The organism is Mesorhizobium sp. M7A.T.Ca.US.000.02.2.1, assembly GCF_003996995.1.
Taxonomy (GTDB): Bacteria; Pseudomonadota; Alphaproteobacteria; order Rhizobiales; family Rhizobiaceae; genus Mesorhizobium.
In genome coordinates this window covers 1-13,114 of sequence record NZ_RZTT01000146.1, presented here as the reverse complement: position 1 = coordinate 13,114, position 13,114 = coordinate 1, and the positions used below count along the sequence as shown (strand labels likewise).

Annotated in this window: 15 protein-coding genes; 2 read left to right on the top strand and 13 right to left on the bottom strand. The window is 63.1% G+C overall.

Annotated features, from left to right (window positions below; all coding sequences use genetic code 11):
* Positions 1–95: 95 nt before the first annotated feature.
* The 13 genes from EOD15_RS15785 to EOD15_RS15725 all read right to left on the bottom strand — a co-directional run bounded on the left by EOD15_RS15785 (position 96) and on the right by EOD15_RS15725 (position 11,916).
* Positions 96–518, bottom strand: coding sequence for a hypothetical protein (locus EOD15_RS15785; protein ID WP_127323088.1), 423 nt, complete (start codon positions 516–518; stop codon positions 96–98).
* Between the two features lie 7 nt (positions 519–525).
* Positions 526–2,112: a phosphoenolpyruvate--protein phosphotransferase gene (gene ptsP / locus EOD15_RS15780; protein WP_127408617.1), complete on the bottom strand. Its 1,587-nt coding sequence runs from the start codon at positions 2,110–2,112 to the stop codon at positions 526–528.
* Positions 2,096–2,398: an HPr family phosphocarrier protein gene (locus EOD15_RS15775; RefSeq protein ID WP_127322763.1), complete on the bottom strand. Its 303-nt coding sequence runs from the start codon at positions 2,396–2,398 to the stop codon at positions 2,096–2,098. Before EOD15_RS15775 ends, ptsP begins: the two co-directional genes overlap by 17 nt.
* Positions 2,399–2,419: 21 nt before the next feature.
* Entirely contained in the window at positions 2,420–2,809 is a 390-nt protein-coding gene (gene dhaM, locus EOD15_RS15770) for a dihydroxyacetone kinase phosphoryl donor subunit DhaM (protein ID WP_127289926.1), read from the bottom strand.
* Complete coding sequence (dhaL, locus tag EOD15_RS15765; protein WP_127322764.1) at positions 2,806–3,408, bottom strand: dihydroxyacetone kinase subunit DhaL; 603 nt, start codon at positions 3,406–3,408, stop codon at positions 2,806–2,808. Before dhaL ends, dhaM begins: the two co-directional genes overlap by 4 nt.
* 72 nt (positions 3,409–3,480) lie before the next feature.
* Positions 3,481–5,124, bottom strand: coding sequence for a dihydroxyacetone kinase subunit DhaK (locus tag EOD15_RS15760; RefSeq protein WP_127408616.1), 1,644 nt, complete (start codon positions 5,122–5,124; stop codon positions 3,481–3,483).
* 55 nt (positions 5,125–5,179) lie between these two features.
* Positions 5,180–6,193 carry an ABC transporter ATP-binding protein gene (locus tag EOD15_RS15755; protein WP_127320732.1) on the bottom strand — a complete coding sequence of 338 codons (1,014 nt, stop codon included), beginning with the start codon at positions 6,191–6,193 and terminating at the stop codon, positions 5,180–5,182.
* Positions 6,186–7,298, bottom strand: a complete 1,113-nt coding sequence (locus EOD15_RS15750) for an ABC transporter ATP-binding protein (RefSeq protein WP_127320731.1) — start codon at positions 7,296–7,298, stop codon at positions 6,186–6,188. The genes EOD15_RS15755 and EOD15_RS15750 overlap by 8 nt, the downstream gene beginning before the upstream one ends.
* 2 nt (positions 7,299–7,300) lie before the next feature.
* Positions 7,301–7,507, bottom strand: a complete 207-nt coding sequence (locus tag EOD15_RS15745; protein WP_127320730.1) for a hypothetical protein — start codon at positions 7,505–7,507, stop codon at positions 7,301–7,303.
* A complete protein-coding gene (locus EOD15_RS15740) occupies positions 7,504–8,454 on the bottom strand; it encodes a carbohydrate ABC transporter permease (RefSeq protein WP_013528079.1) in 951 nt (316 codons plus the stop codon). Before EOD15_RS15740 ends, EOD15_RS15745 begins: the two co-directional genes overlap by 4 nt.
* Complete coding sequence (locus EOD15_RS15735) at positions 8,451–9,398, bottom strand: sugar ABC transporter permease (RefSeq protein ID WP_032901495.1); 948 nt, start codon at positions 9,396–9,398, stop codon at positions 8,451–8,453. The genes EOD15_RS15740 and EOD15_RS15735 overlap by 4 nt, the downstream gene beginning before the upstream one ends.
* A gap of 220 nt (positions 9,399–9,618) precedes the next feature.
* Positions 9,619–10,950 carry an ABC transporter substrate-binding protein gene (locus tag EOD15_RS15730; protein WP_127320729.1) on the bottom strand — a complete coding sequence of 444 codons (1,332 nt, stop codon included), beginning with the start codon at positions 10,948–10,950 and terminating at the stop codon, positions 9,619–9,621.
* A 276-nt stretch (positions 10,951–11,226) separates the two neighbouring features.
* On the bottom strand, positions 11,227–11,916 hold the full coding sequence (locus EOD15_RS15725) for a PIG-L deacetylase family protein (protein ID WP_127320728.1): 690 nt from the start codon (positions 11,914–11,916) through the stop codon (positions 11,227–11,229).
* Positions 11,917–11,944: 28 nt separating this feature from the next.
* On the opposite strand from EOD15_RS15725, the gene EOD15_RS15720 reads away from it, so the two are divergent.
* Both EOD15_RS15720 and EOD15_RS15715 read left to right on the top strand, forming a co-directional pair.
* Positions 11,945–12,835 (top strand): DMT family transporter, encoded by an 891-nt coding sequence (locus EOD15_RS15720; protein ID WP_127320727.1) that lies wholly within the window; start codon positions 11,945–11,947, stop codon positions 12,833–12,835.
* A gap of 47 nt (positions 12,836–12,882) precedes the next feature.
* Positions 12,883–13,114: hypothetical protein (locus EOD15_RS15715; RefSeq protein ID WP_148129560.1), on the top strand; the 232-nt coding region annotated here is incomplete at its 3' end.

The window sequence follows — 13,114 nt, the reverse complement described above, 5'->3', positions numbered from 1 at the left end:
TTCTTCACGATCGTCTCCTCCGAAATAGGCCTTCCAAACAATTCCAGGAAAAGTGTGTCGCGTTTTTCCGGAATTGCGTAAAACAAAGAGTTCGATCAGCTACCCTTGCCGGTGATGCTGGTGATCTTCTGGATAAAGTCGTTCACCGCTTTGTCGAGTGCGGCGTTCTGCCTGTCGTCGCCGAAATCCGGCACCACAAGCGAGACATGCCGCGTCTTGCGCATGCCTGCCGCGACCGAAATTTTCCCCGGATGCGCCTGATGGTAGGCGGCGAGAAACTGATCGCGCTCAACCGGACTGAAATGGCAGACCGAAAATATAGCCGGCAAATGTTTAGACGGGATCGGAATTGAATAGGCAGGACTGGAAATCTGGGTGACGAAGCTGCGGTGCTTGCCGAGCGCATCGGCCAGGCGCTGGCGCATGCCGGATGGGCGCTGGTCGATAACCTGCGACAGGATCGTCTTGTAGGCGCGGATCGCCACTTCGGAACCGGGTTCGGGTGTCCTGTCGACCATGCCGCGCCTAGACAGAAACGTCCGCGATGGCCGCCTTGGCCATGGCGAGTTGCGCCGGAGCGACGGAAAGATCGCGCAGGCCGGCCTCGAGCAGTGACGGTATCGAGGCGGGATCGCCGCCGGCATCGCCGCACAGGCTGACCGGTATTTTTTCCCGTTCGCCAAACGCGGTCACGGCAGCGATCAGCCGCAGCACGGCTGGATGACGGACCGAATTGAGATGAGCCACGGCAGCGTTGTCGCGGGCAGCCGCCATGACATATTGGGTGAGGTCGTTGGAGCCGATCGAGAAGAAGGCGGCATCAGCAAAGGCTTCCGGCACGATCGCTACCGAGGGCACCTCGACCATGATGCCGAGCGACGGCATCTTGCTCGCGATACCGCGCGCGGCAAGTGCGGCCTGCTCCTCGGCGAACATCGCCGCTGCCTGTCGGTATTCCTCCACAATGGCGATCATCGGAAACATCACTTTCAGATTGCCGTGCACCGCGGCGCGCAGCAGTGCCCGGATCTGTACACGAAATACCTCCGGCCTTGCCAGCGACAGCCTGATTCCGCGCAGGCCGAGGAACGGATTGCTCTCCTCGACGGTGAAGCCGGGCACCGGCTTGTCGCCGCCGGCATCGACGGTGCGGATCGTCACCGGTTTTTCACCAGCCCATTCCAGCACCTTGCGGTAGGCCCGGTACTGTGTCCCCTCGTCCGGCAGCGTCTTGCCGAACAGGAATTCGGTGCGCATCAGGCCGACGCCGTCGCAGGTGGCGATATCGATGCCGTCGACCTCGGACGGGTCGGCGATGTTGACCTGCACCCGCACCGCCGTGCCGGTCTTGGTGACCGCCGGCCGCGCCAGGAATGTCCCGGCCTGGTTGCGGCGCGCAGAGAACGACGCGCAGGATTGCCGAAAAGCGGCGATTTCGGTCCTGGAGGGCGACACCACGATGCCGCCATGTTCGGCGTCGAGCAGGGCGATGCCGGCGAGATGAGCCGGCGAAGCACCGAGACCGACGATCATGGGTACGCCGCGCGAGCGCGCCAGCATGGCGACATGGCTGGCCGTGCTGCCCGCCCTCAGCGCGATGCCGCCGCCGCTGCTCCAGTCGGTTTCGAGAAAACGCGTCGGCGCGATATCCTCGCCATAGAAGATGGCGCCGGCGGGCGGCTCGACGTTGCCAACCTCTGACAGAGCCCGCAGCACCTGGTCCCTGATATCGCGTATGTCGGCGGCGCGCGCCTGGAAGTAATCCTGCTCCGAAGCATCATAGCCGGAGATTTCAGCGTTAAGCGCCTGCCGCCACGCAGTGTCGGCCGGCAGGCCGGTGCGGATCGCGGCAAAGGCCGGGCTGCTCAGCGCATCGTCTTGCAGCATGGCGATCTGAAACTCGAGAATGTCGGCGGCATCGCCCTCGGCCATCCCGATCATTGCAGTGAGACGGCCCGTGGCGATGCCGATTGCGGCTTCGAGCGCGGCCTTCTCATCGTCGGCTGTTTCTTTGCCGACATAGGAGCCGACAGTCTGGTCGAGGTCGAAGAGCGGCCCTTCGGCATAACCGGCCGAGGCCGAAATGCCTTTAATCCTAAGCGGTTCGGGCATGGTCCGCGCCCTCGTCGAAATCGCGCCGCACCAGTTCGACCAGCGCGTCGACGGCATCATTGGCGCCGTCACCGTTGGCCCTGATGCGCAGCACCGTGCCCTTCGGCGCCTTGGCCGCCATCACCTTGACGATGCTCTTGGCGTCGAACCATGGTCCGTTGGCAGCCAGCGCGATTTCCACCTCGGCGGCAAAGCTCTTGGCCAGCTTGGTGAACTTCACCGAAGGACGCGCGTGCAGACCCACCTCATGGGTGATCACAACGGTCGCTTCGGCGGATGCGGACATGTCTTCAAAGTTCCCGTTCACTCACGACGGCGACAATTCATGCGCCGTCGCCGCCACTTCCCTGAGCGAGGCGCCGCCGGAGGCCTCGGTCGCCGCCATCACCGCGCCTTCGACGATCGGCGCGTTGCAGACGATGATCTTGTGCGAGCGTGGCTCGCCGATCATCTCCACCGCCATTTCCGAGTTGGTCTCGGCACCGCCGAGATCGACCAGAATGGCGACACCGGCTTCCGACCAGGCCTTGTCGATGGCGCCCATGATCGCCTCGACATTGGTGCCGAGCCCGCCATGGCCGTTTCCGCCGCACCATGCAAGCGGCACTTCGTCGCCCACCATCTGCCGCACCATGTCGGCCGTGCCCTCGGCAACCAGCGGCGAATGCGAAACGATGACGATGCCGACATTGCTCATGGCTGACCTTCCAGCGTTTCGACGATCGTGCGCACCAGAAGCGCGGTCGAACGTGCACCGGCATCCATGTGGCCGATCGACCGGTCGCCAAGGAACGACGCACGGCCGCGCAGGGCCTTCATCGGCACGGTCGCCTCGGCGGCCGCATCGGCGATACCTGCGATTTCCGGCGCCGTCTTTCCCTGCAGCAACGCGTCATGCACCGGCTGCAGCACGTCGAGCATGGTTTTTTGTCCAACCTGCGACTTGCCCCGTGCTGCCACCGCTTCGATCGCCTTGCCGAACGCCGCCGTCAGATTGGCGCGATCAGGCGCCGCTGAAATCTCCTTGCCGAGCGCCAGGAACAGGGTGCCGAATAGCGGGCCGGAGGCGCCGCCGACCGTCATCACCAGCTTGGTGCCGATCGCCTTCAAGGCATCGTGCAGCGGTTTGGCCGAAAATGCTTCGGCTTCCGCGCGCACGGCCTCGAAGCCGCGCTTCATGTTCAGCCCGTGGTCGCCGTCGCCGATCGCCTGGTCGAGCGCCGTCAACTCCTCGGCGTGAGCGGCAATGGTATCCGCAGCGGCCGCGATCAGCCTGGCAAGGTTCAACGCCGCCATGTCACCCGCATTTCCGGTTTCCATGCCGCCCGCAGTATCGAAAGAACGCTCATTCGACAACTGGAGCATGAATCAGGCCGCTTCATGCAGCGCGGCCGCCGCCGCGAAAACCTCGGCCACTGCATAGGCGCCGGGGTCGGCCACGCCTTGCAGCTTGCTGCCGACATAGGCGGACCGCCCGGATTTTGCCCTGTCCATGGCAGCGGTGGCCTCGGCGCCACGTCGAGCCGCGATAGCCGCTTCGTCCAGGCTCCTGGCATCGAGCGCTCTGAGGGCTGGCTCGAGGGCATCGACCATGGTGCGATCCCCTATCCTTGCGCCGCCATAGAAAGTCATTCGCTCGAGGCCGGCAAGCAGCGCCTTGGCCAGGTTCGCGCCGCTGTCCAGAGCTTGCGCCGCGGCGGTGAAGAAGATCGACAGCAGCACGCCGCTGGAGCCGCCCATCGACGCGCTCAGTATGTCACCTATCGCGCCAAGGGTGGCTGCAGGCTCGGCAAGCGGTAGTGTATCAAGCCGCTCGAGAACACTGCGCGCGCCGGTCGCCACGGTCGAACCGGTGTCGCCGTCGCCTGTTTTGGCGTCCAGTCCGTTCAAAGTCGCTTCGAGCGCGATCAGCCGTTCGCAGATGGTGACGAGAAGAGAGCGGGTCCGCGCATCCTGGCTGGGCTTGCGTGCCGCGCTCTGTCCGGCCGCTTTCGCCATCGGCACGACGGCAGGTGAAACAACCGGCTTTGCCGGCATCCAGGCGTGCGGACCGACCGGCGCCTGCAAGGCGGTTTCGCGCGCCGCATCCAGCCGGATCAGCGACAGCGAGAAGCCGTTCATGTTGAGCGCCGTCATCAGCGGGCCCGGGCCGATCGTCAGCTTGATGGTTTTGGCCAGCGGCGATGCAAGCACCGCATTGGCGACGACAGACATTTCGAGCGGCGGCACGGAGCCGAGATTGTTGATCAGCAAGGCGTAGGTGGCCTCGGGATCAAGCCGTGCCGCGAGGCGCTCCACCATGATCGCCACCAGTCTGTCGGCACTCTGCACCGCAATCCTTTCGACGCCCGGCTCGCCATGAATGCCGAGGCCGAGTTCACCATCGTTCTCGCCAAACCTGTCTTCGTGCGGCTGGCCGGGGATCGAGCAGGACGACAGCGACATGCCGAGCGAAACGATATCCTTCGCCGCCGCGCGAGCGGCCGTTGCAACGAATGCCAGATCATGGCCGGCCTCCGACAGATGGCCTGCGATCTTGTGCACGAACAAGGTGCCGGCAACGCCGCGCGGCTGGTTGATGTCCGGCAGCGCGATGTCGTCGGCGACAATCACCATCTCTACATGAAATCCTTCGGCGCGCGCCTTCTCGGCGGCCAGGCCGAAATTGAGGCGGTCGCCGGTGTAGTTCTTGACGATCAACAGACAGCCGGCCGGGCCGGTGACTGCGCGAATGGCGGCCAGCACGGCTTCGACGCTCGGCGAGGCAAAGATCTCGCCTGAGACCGCCGCCGTCAGCATGCCTTTGCCGACGAAGCCGGCATGGGACGGCTCGTGCCCGGCCCCGCCGCCGGAGACGACACTGACTTTCGTCTTGTCCCAGTCGGCGCGCAGGATGACCTTGATCTCGGGATAGCCGTCGAGGCGCGCGAGATCGCCTGATCCGATGGTCCGCAACAGGCCGTCGAGCGCCTCGGTGACGATCGTTTCCCTGCGATTGAAAAAGTGCTTCATCGAATTCGTCCCGTACTGGCAAAGTCAAAACCGGTGCTGAATCACCGAAAACCGCTCACATCAATCGCTGTCCATCGGCGCCGAAATACAGCGGCGCCCGGTAGCGGATCACCACTTTGTCGCCCTGCGCCAGATCCGTGTCGGGATCGGTCAGCGTCACCAGTTTCTTGGTCCCCACCGTCACATGCAAATGGTTCTGATCACCGAGATGCTCGACCCAGTCGACGATGCCGTCGGCATGACCATTCGCAGCCTTCGCGATCGAAAGATGTTCGGTGCGCGCGCCGATCGTCTTGGTCCCGGCCGGTGCGCCGCCGTCAGGCAGCAGTCCGGTCGGCAGAAGATTGATCGCCGGTTGGCCGAGCCTTGCCGCGACATGAAGGTTTGCCGGCTCGGAATAGATGGTGCGCGGCGAACCAATCTGCACCAGCACGCCCTCAGTGAGGATGCCGATACGGTCGGCCATGGTCATCGCCTCGATCTGATCATGCGTGACATAAAGCATGGTGGCGCCGAGTTCGGTCTGGATGCGCTTCAGCTCGAGCCTGAGATCGCCGCGCAGCTTGGCATCGAGCGACGACAGCGGCTCGTCCATCAGATAGATCGAAGGCTTGCGCACCAGCGCGCGGCCGATGGCGACGCGCTGCATTTCGCCGCCCGAAAGCTTGGTCGAGCGGTTGGCGAGCTTGTGATGGATGCGCACCATCTTCGCCACCTCCTCGACTCGGCGGCGGATCTGGTCCTCCGGCATTTTCCGCGCCGGCGAGCGCAGCGGGAAGGCGAGATTGTCGAACACCGAGAGGTGGGGATAGAGCGAATATTGCTGGAAAACGAAGGCCGTGTCGCGCTCGGCCGGCGACAGTGTCGTGGCATTGTGGCCCCCAATCTCGATCATGCCGGAATCCGGCCGTTCCAAACCGGCGATGAGCCGCAGCGTCGTCGTCTTGCCTGCCCCCGTCGGCCCGAGCAGCACGACGAACTCGCCATCTGCTATGTGCAGGTCGAGGCCGTCGACGGCGACATGGTCGCCGAAACTCTTGGTCACGTTCTTGATGTGCACCTCAGCCATGCTGGGCCCTCCGCTCCGAGGCGACATCGTGGATCGCGGTTCTCACCGCGCGGCCCGATCCCTTCTCGAACAGCGACAGCCGCGCGCTGCTCAGCGTCAGGCCGACATGGTCGCCGGTGGAGAGCCGGATTTCGGCCGGCACGCGTGCCTTGATGATACCGTCCGCCGTTTCGACCGCGACGATCTGCGTGGTGCCGAGATATTCGGTGCCGTAGATGGCACCGCGCAGCTTGGAAGCATCGTCGAAGCGTATGTGCTCCGGGCGGATGCCAAGGGCCATGTCGCTGGGCGCGATGTCCTCGCGCACCTCCGGCACCGCGACCTTCGCACCTTGCACGATGATCTCCCTGGCGCCTTTGGCCAGCCCGCCGCCAAAACCCAGAAAATTCATCGGCGGCGAGCCGATGAAGTCGGCGACGAACATGGTCGCCGGGCGGTCGTAGATTTCGCGTGGACTTCCGAACTGTTCGATGACGCCATGGTTCATCACCGCGATCTTGTCGGCCATCGACATCGCTTCCATCTGGTCGTGCGTGACATAGACCGTCGTGGCACGGATGCGGTTGTGCAGTTCGCGCAGTTCATGGACCATCAAATCGCGGAATTCGGTGTCGAGCGTGCCGAGCGGCTCATCCATCAGGAAGCATTTTGGCCGCCGCACGATGGCGCGGCCGAGCGCGACCCGCTGGCGGTCACCACCGGCAAGTCCGGAGACGGATTTGTTGAGCAGATGATCGATGCGCAGCAGTTTTGCTGTTTCCTCGACACGGGTGCGGATCTCGGCCGAAGGCATGCCTTGCGCCAACAGCGGGAAGCCGATGTTCTTGCGCACGTTCATGTGCGGATAGAGCGCGAACAGCTGGAAGACGAAGGCGATGTCGCGCTCGCGGGCCCGCAGCATGGTGACGTCGTCGCCGCCGAGCAGGATTTGGCCACCAGTCGGCAGCTCGAGCCCGGCGATCATGCGCAAGGTCGTCGTCTTGCCGCAGCCCGACGGCCCGAGCATGACGAAGAACTCGCCATCCTCGACGACGAAGTTGGAATCCTGCACGGCGACGAAATCGCCGAAGGCCTTTCTCAGGTGCTGGACGCGGATTTCGGCCATGATTATTCCGGGAATTTCGAGACGATGATGAACATCACGGTGCCGGCGAGCATGGTGATGAAGGAGTAGGTGTAGAGCGACAGCGCGAAGGGCTGGAACAGCATCAGGAAGCCGATGGCGATCAGCGCCGTGGCGATGTTTTCCATCAGCCCGCGCCTGGCCCAGACCGGCCAGCGCGACTTGCGTTTCTGAGGCTTGGTCATGCTCATTTGCGCACCGCGCCGAAGGTGATGCCGCGCAGCAATTGCTTGCGGAGCAGAATGGTGAAGACCAGGATCGGCACCAGGAAGATCGTCGTGCCGGCCGCGACCGCCGGCCAGTCCTGGCCGCCTTCGCCGATGATGGTTGGGATGAAGGGCGGCGCGGTCTGCGCGGTGCCCGAGGTCAGGAGTGCCGCGAACGCATACTCGTTCCAGGCGAAGATCAGGCAGAAGATCGCGGTCGCTGCAATGCCGGTCGTCGCTTGCGGCAGCACGGTGCGCCAGAAGGCCTGCAGCCGCGTATAGCCGTCGATCATCGCCGCCTCTTCGTACTCGCGCGGGATTTCGTCGATGAAGCCTTTCAGCAGCCACACCGCCAGCGAAACATTGACCGCCGTGTAGAGCAGGATCATGCCGAGCGCCGTGTCCGACAGGCCAAGCTCGCGGTACATCAGATAGATCGGAATGGCGACGGCGATCGGCGGCATGAAGCGCGTCGACAGGATGAAGAACAAAAGGTCGTCGGCGAGCGGCACCTTGAAGCGCGAGAAGCCGTAGGCCGACAGCGTGCCGAGGAAGACGGCGCAGAAAGTCGAACCGAAGGCGATGATCAGCGAATTGACGAAGCGCGGCAGGAAGTTGGACGGACCGGCGATCACCATGTTGCGCTTGCGCGTGGTCTCGTCGCAGAAGCCCGTCGCCGGGCCCAGCGAGTTGATGTATTCCGGCGTCTGCCGGGTCCGCGTCGTGAACAGATTGCAGTAGCCCTCAAGGCTGGGCTGGAACAGGATCTTGGGCGGATAGGCGATCGAATCCGGTGGCGTCTTGAAGCTGGTGGCGAAGATCCACAGCAGCGGCACGATCGAGATCAGCGCGTAGAGCACGATGATCGTGCCGGCGATCCGTTTCGAGTTGCTGCTCGGTGCGACGACCGAATGGGCTGTGGTCAGGCTCATCTCTGCTTCACCTTGTTCAGCGCCTTGACGTAGATGTTGGCCAGACCGAACACCGCCACGAAAAGAATGATTGCGAAGGCCGAGGAATAGCCGGTGCGCCAGCTTTCGAAAGCCTGCCGCTTCAGCGTTATCGAGGCGACCTCGGTGGTCGAGCCCGGCCCGCCGCCGGTCAACAGATTGACCATGTCGAACATCTTGAAGTTCTCGATGCCGCGAAACAGCACAGCCAGCATGATGAAGGGCAGCGCCATCGGCAGCGTGATCGACCAGAATTGCCGCCAGTTGGAGGCGCGGTCGACCTCGGCCGCCTCGTAGATGTATTCGGGGATGGAGCGTAGGCCCGCGAGGCAGATCAGCATCACGTAGGGTGTCCACATCCAGGTATCGACAATGATGATCGACCAGGGCGCCAGCGACACGTTGGAGAGCATCTGGATATCGGTCGGCGGGATCCTCGTGACGAAGGATATGGCGTAGGCGAACAGGCCGATCTGCGGCTCGTAGAGGAAGCGCCAGAAATTACCGACCACCGCCGGCGACAGCATCATGGGCACCAGGATCAGCGTCGTCCAGAAGGCGTGGCCGCGGAACTTCCTGTCGATCAGCCAGGCCAGCGTGAAGCCGATCAGCGTCTGCAACAGGATGGTCCAGAACACGAAATGCGCCGTCGTCTGCATGGCGATCCAGATATCCTTGTCGCCGAGGATGCGCTGGTAGTTGGCAAAGCCGAGGTTCTTCACCACCTCGTTCGGGCGGTTGGCGCGGTAGTTGGTGAACGACAGATAGATCGCCCAGAACAGCGGAAAGATGTTGATGGCCAGCAGCAACAGGATCGTCGGCGAGATGAACAGCCAGGCGAGGCCCTTGTCGCTGATGCCCCGGACCTTGCGGGCCAACGGCTCCGGCGTCGCCCGGGCAACGTTCTCCGCGGTCCGATTGAGCATGGTGAGTCCTGCTTCGGTCACTTGGTCGTCTCTGTCATGGAATTTATCTGAACTGCGTCCCGTGCCAAGGTCGGCACGGGACCAAGAGCATGATGCCGAAAAGTGTGAAGCGGTTTTCGGATGACATCATGCTCTCTCTCCTTATTCCTAGAGCCGGATGATTTCTGGTCGATCCGACCTGAAATCATCCGGCTCAGGGGCCTAGCTCGGGAGGAGCCGGTTACATCTTGCCGTCATCCTGGAAGACCTGCGTCCAGTCCTTGACCAGGCCGTCGAGCGCATCCTTGGCCGAACCCTGGCCGGCGACGACATAGTCATGGAAGCGTTTCTGCGAAGCCTGCAGCAGCGGAGCGTAGCTCGGCTCGGCCCAGAAGTCCTTCACGATGGCCATCGAGTCGAGGAAGGTCTGCGCATAGGGCTGGCTGGCCGGGAACTTCGGATCCTTGACGACCGCGTTGAGGCAGGAATAGCCACCGAGCGACCACCATTTGGCCTGCACGTCCTTGTTGGCGAACCATTTGATGTATTTCAGCGCCGCCTCCTGCTTGTCGGAATAGGACACCACCGAGATGCCCTGACCGCCGAGCTGGGCGAACTGCTCGCCGTCAGGCCCCTTCGGGTTGACGAAGTAGCCGATCTTGTCGCCGCCGACATTCTCGTCCTTCTGCAGGCCGGGCCATGTGAAGGCAAAGTTCATGTGCATCGCCACCTGGCCAGATTTGAAGGCGTCGACGCCTTCGCCCATGTAGCTGTTCGACGCGCCGGGCGGGGTGCAGCAATCATAGAGCGCCTTGTAGAACTCCAGGCCCTTCACCGACTTGTCGGAGTTGACGAAGCCTTCCATTTCGTAGGGCTTCTTGGGGTTTTCGTACTGGAAGCCATAGCTGTAGAGCACGTCCATGGCGCCCATGGTGATGCCTTCCGAGCCGCGCTCGGTGTAGATCGAGGCGCCGTAGACGGTCTTGCCGTCGATCTCACGCTTCTGGAAGAACTCGGCGACCTGCTTCAACTGGTCGAAAGTGGTCGGCGGGCCGAGATCCCAACCGTATTTCTCCTTGAATTCCTTCTGCAGCTCCGGCTTGGAGAACCAGTCCTTGCGGTAGGTCCAGCCAACAACGTCGCCCATGGCCGGCAGCGCCCAGTAGTTCGGCGTGTTCTTCGGCCATTCCGAATAGCCGACGACGGTTGCCGGCACGAAATCGTCCATGCTGATCTTCTCCTTGTCGAAGAAGTCGTTCAGCTTGACGTAATGGCCGTTCTCGGCAGCGCCGCCGATCCACTGGCTGTCGCCGATGATCAGGTCGCACAATTTGCCGTGCGAGTTGAGCTCGTTGAGGAAGCGGTCGGCATAGTTGGTCCATGGCACGAACTCGAATTTCATGCCGATGCCGGTTTCCTTGGTAAAATCCTTGGACAGTTCGACAAGCGCGTTGGCCGGGTCCCAGGCGGCCCAGCACAGCGTCAGGTCTTCAGCGTGCGCGACGTTCGAGACGGCTGTCGACGCTGTGATCGCCGAGGTCAGTCCAAACGCCAGTTTCAAGCTCGATTTCATGACTTCCTCCCATTTGCGAAACGCGCCCGGATGACGGTTTCAAAAAGCCCTCAACCCCTCTCCTCAGGGGCCCAAACATGGCTGCGCTGTTACGCTGCGGATGTTTAGTAATTTGTTTAGTGATGCAATTTTTACTAAACAAAGCAAGCGAATTCGTTGCTGCGCCGCAGCATGCTTATCGCGATGTCTGAAAACGTTGGAGAAGCGCGGCTCGCGGTCGGCTTACCGAAGCTGTTCAGGCCGATTGTGACCAGGACGTGGGGTCGCCTCGGCTTCTCAACCGACCCTTCTGGTGCTCACCATCACCTTCCGGATCGGCGGTGCCGGCGGCAGCAGCATACGGATATCGGCGAACGGGAACGACGGTACGAAGAGGAAGGCTTCGGCCGAGGAGCCTTGCGCGCCGTTGCACTGGCCGGCGCGAAAGGCGTTCTGTGTCCGCGCGATGTCTACGAAGCGGTCGGGATCCTGCGACTGATGCATTCGGATCGCCTCGGCCTTGACGTCGGCATGGGCGGAAATGTCGACATAGTGCGTCGGCGAAAAACCGGTGCCGCCCATCGTGTCGGCATGCAGCACCGGGACGGCGAAAGACGCCGCGATGCGCACGCCGTCCGACAGCGCGCGATGGTCGGCATGATAGTCGTTGGGCGCATGCGTGATCACCAGATCCGGCCCGGTTTGACCAATCAGTGCTTTCAGAGCTCCGATCAGCGCTGCATCGGCCACCAACTCGCCGTCCGGGAAGTCAAGGAAGCGTGGCATTGCGCCTACCAGCGCAGCCGCGGCCGTTGCTTCATCGCGACGGACACGAGCGAGAACAGCGGGATCACTCGTGCCGCCCCTGGCACCATCCGTGGCCATGGCAAAAGTGAGCTCTGCGCCTTGCGCGGCATAGGCGGCCATCGTACCGAACATGAAGATCTCGATGTCGTCCGGATGGGCACCGAGCGCCAGGATTTTCAAATCACTCTCTCCCCGGAACTGGAACAACGTGACGAACGGAATCCTGCTCGCCCTGATCGCCTACGCAAGCTATTCGGGCAGCGATGCCGTTGTCAAAAGCCTGGGCGGTCAGCTCACGATCTTCGAGATCGGCTTTTTCATAACCTTGTTCGCGGGCTTCTTCCTGTTCTTCACGCGACCTGCGGGCGAACGCTGGCGCGATTTCTGGCGCACCAAAAGGCCATGGGCGGTGCAGGCGCGTGCCTGGGCGGGTATCGCTTCCGGCGTGCTCAGCGTCTACGCCTTCACCACCATTCCTCTGGCCGAGTCCTATGCGCTGATCTTCCTGGCGCCGCTCTGCGTCACCATTCTCTCCACGGTGATCCTCAAGGAGAAGGTCGGCCCCTGGCGCTGGCTGGCGGTGGTCGCCGGTTTCGCCGGCGTCATGCTGGTGGTGCGGCCTGGCTTTCGCGAACTCAATCTCGGCCATTTTGCCGCCTTCGGCGTTGCCTTCCTCGCGGCCACCAGCGTCATCCTGATGCGCTCGCTGGCGCAGCAGGAAAAGCGCACCACCATGCTCGGCGTGCTGGTCGGTTGCGGCCTGCTGTTCAACGGCATCGGTGCCGCCGCCACCGCCTTTACTGTTCCCAGCGGGAAGCAGTTGCTGTGGCTGGCAATGGCCGGTGCCTTCACCGCGGGTGGACAATTCCTGCAGCTGCTGGCCATGAAATACGCGCCCGCCAACCGCGTCGCGCCGACCCATTATTCGCAGATCGCCTGGGCGGTGATCCTCGGCGCGTTGTTCTTCCAGGAATATCCGGACGGGCTGTCGCTGGTTGGCCTAGCGGTCGTTGGCGGCGCCGGCCTTTTGACCATGGTTCGGGAGGAAGCGCGGCTGGGCACCGTGCGCTGGAACCCGTTTTCGCGCACCCGGCTTTGAACCGACTCTGGTTGCGCCGTGGCCGTAACCGCTGATATGCGGGCGCCATGACCACAAAACCCCTGCCGGAGCTTCCTGTATCCGCCGTGCTGCCGGCGCTGAGGGAAGCGCTCGGCCATGGCAACAGCGCCGTGCTGGTTGCGCCGCCGGGCGCCGGCAAGACGACGCTGGTGCCGCTGGCGCTGCTTGACACGCCTTGGCTCGGCACCGGCAAGATCATCCTGCTTGAACCGCGCCGGCTCGCCGCCCGCGCCGCCGCCCGCCGGATGGCTGAATTGC

Bases quoted from the DNA above. Each gene is read 5' to 3' on its own strand.
- EOD15_RS15785 (WP_127323088.1), bottom strand. From the start codon at position 518: ATGGTCGACAGGACACCCGAACCCGGTTCCGAAGTGGCGATCCGCGCC.
- ptsP (WP_127408617.1), bottom strand. From the start codon at position 2,112: ATGCCCGAACCGCTTAGGATTAAAGGCATTTCGGCCTCGGCCGGTTAT.
- EOD15_RS15775 (WP_127322763.1), bottom strand. From the start codon at position 2,398: ATGTCCGCATCCGCCGAAGCGACCGTTGTGATCACCCATGAGGTGGGT.
- dhaM (WP_127289926.1), bottom strand. From the start codon at position 2,809: ATGAGCAATGTCGGCATCGTCATCGTTTCGCATTCGCCGCTGGTTGCC.
- dhaL (WP_127322764.1), bottom strand. From the start codon at position 3,408: ATGGCGGCGTTGAACCTTGCCAGGCTGATCGCGGCCGCTGCGGATACC.
- EOD15_RS15760 (WP_127408616.1), bottom strand. From the start codon at position 5,124: ATGAAGCACTTTTTCAATCGCAGGGAAACGATCGTCACCGAGGCGCTC.
- EOD15_RS15755 (WP_127320732.1), bottom strand. From the start codon at position 6,193: ATGGCTGAGGTGCACATCAAGAACGTGACCAAGAGTTTCGGCGACCAT.
- EOD15_RS15750 (WP_127320731.1), bottom strand. From the start codon at position 7,298: ATGGCCGAAATCCGCGTCCAGCACCTGAGAAAGGCCTTCGGCGATTTC.
- EOD15_RS15745 (WP_127320730.1), bottom strand. From the start codon at position 7,507: ATGAGCATGACCAAGCCTCAGAAACGCAAGTCGCGCTGGCCGGTCTGG.
- EOD15_RS15740 (WP_013528079.1), bottom strand. From the start codon at position 8,454: ATGAGCCTGACCACAGCCCATTCGGTCGTCGCACCGAGCAGCAACTCG.
- EOD15_RS15735 (WP_032901495.1), bottom strand. From the start codon at position 9,398: ATGCTCAATCGGACCGCGGAGAACGTTGCCCGGGCGACGCCGGAGCCG.
- EOD15_RS15730 (WP_127320729.1), bottom strand. From the start codon at position 10,950: ATGAAATCGAGCTTGAAACTGGCGTTTGGACTGACCTCGGCGATCACA.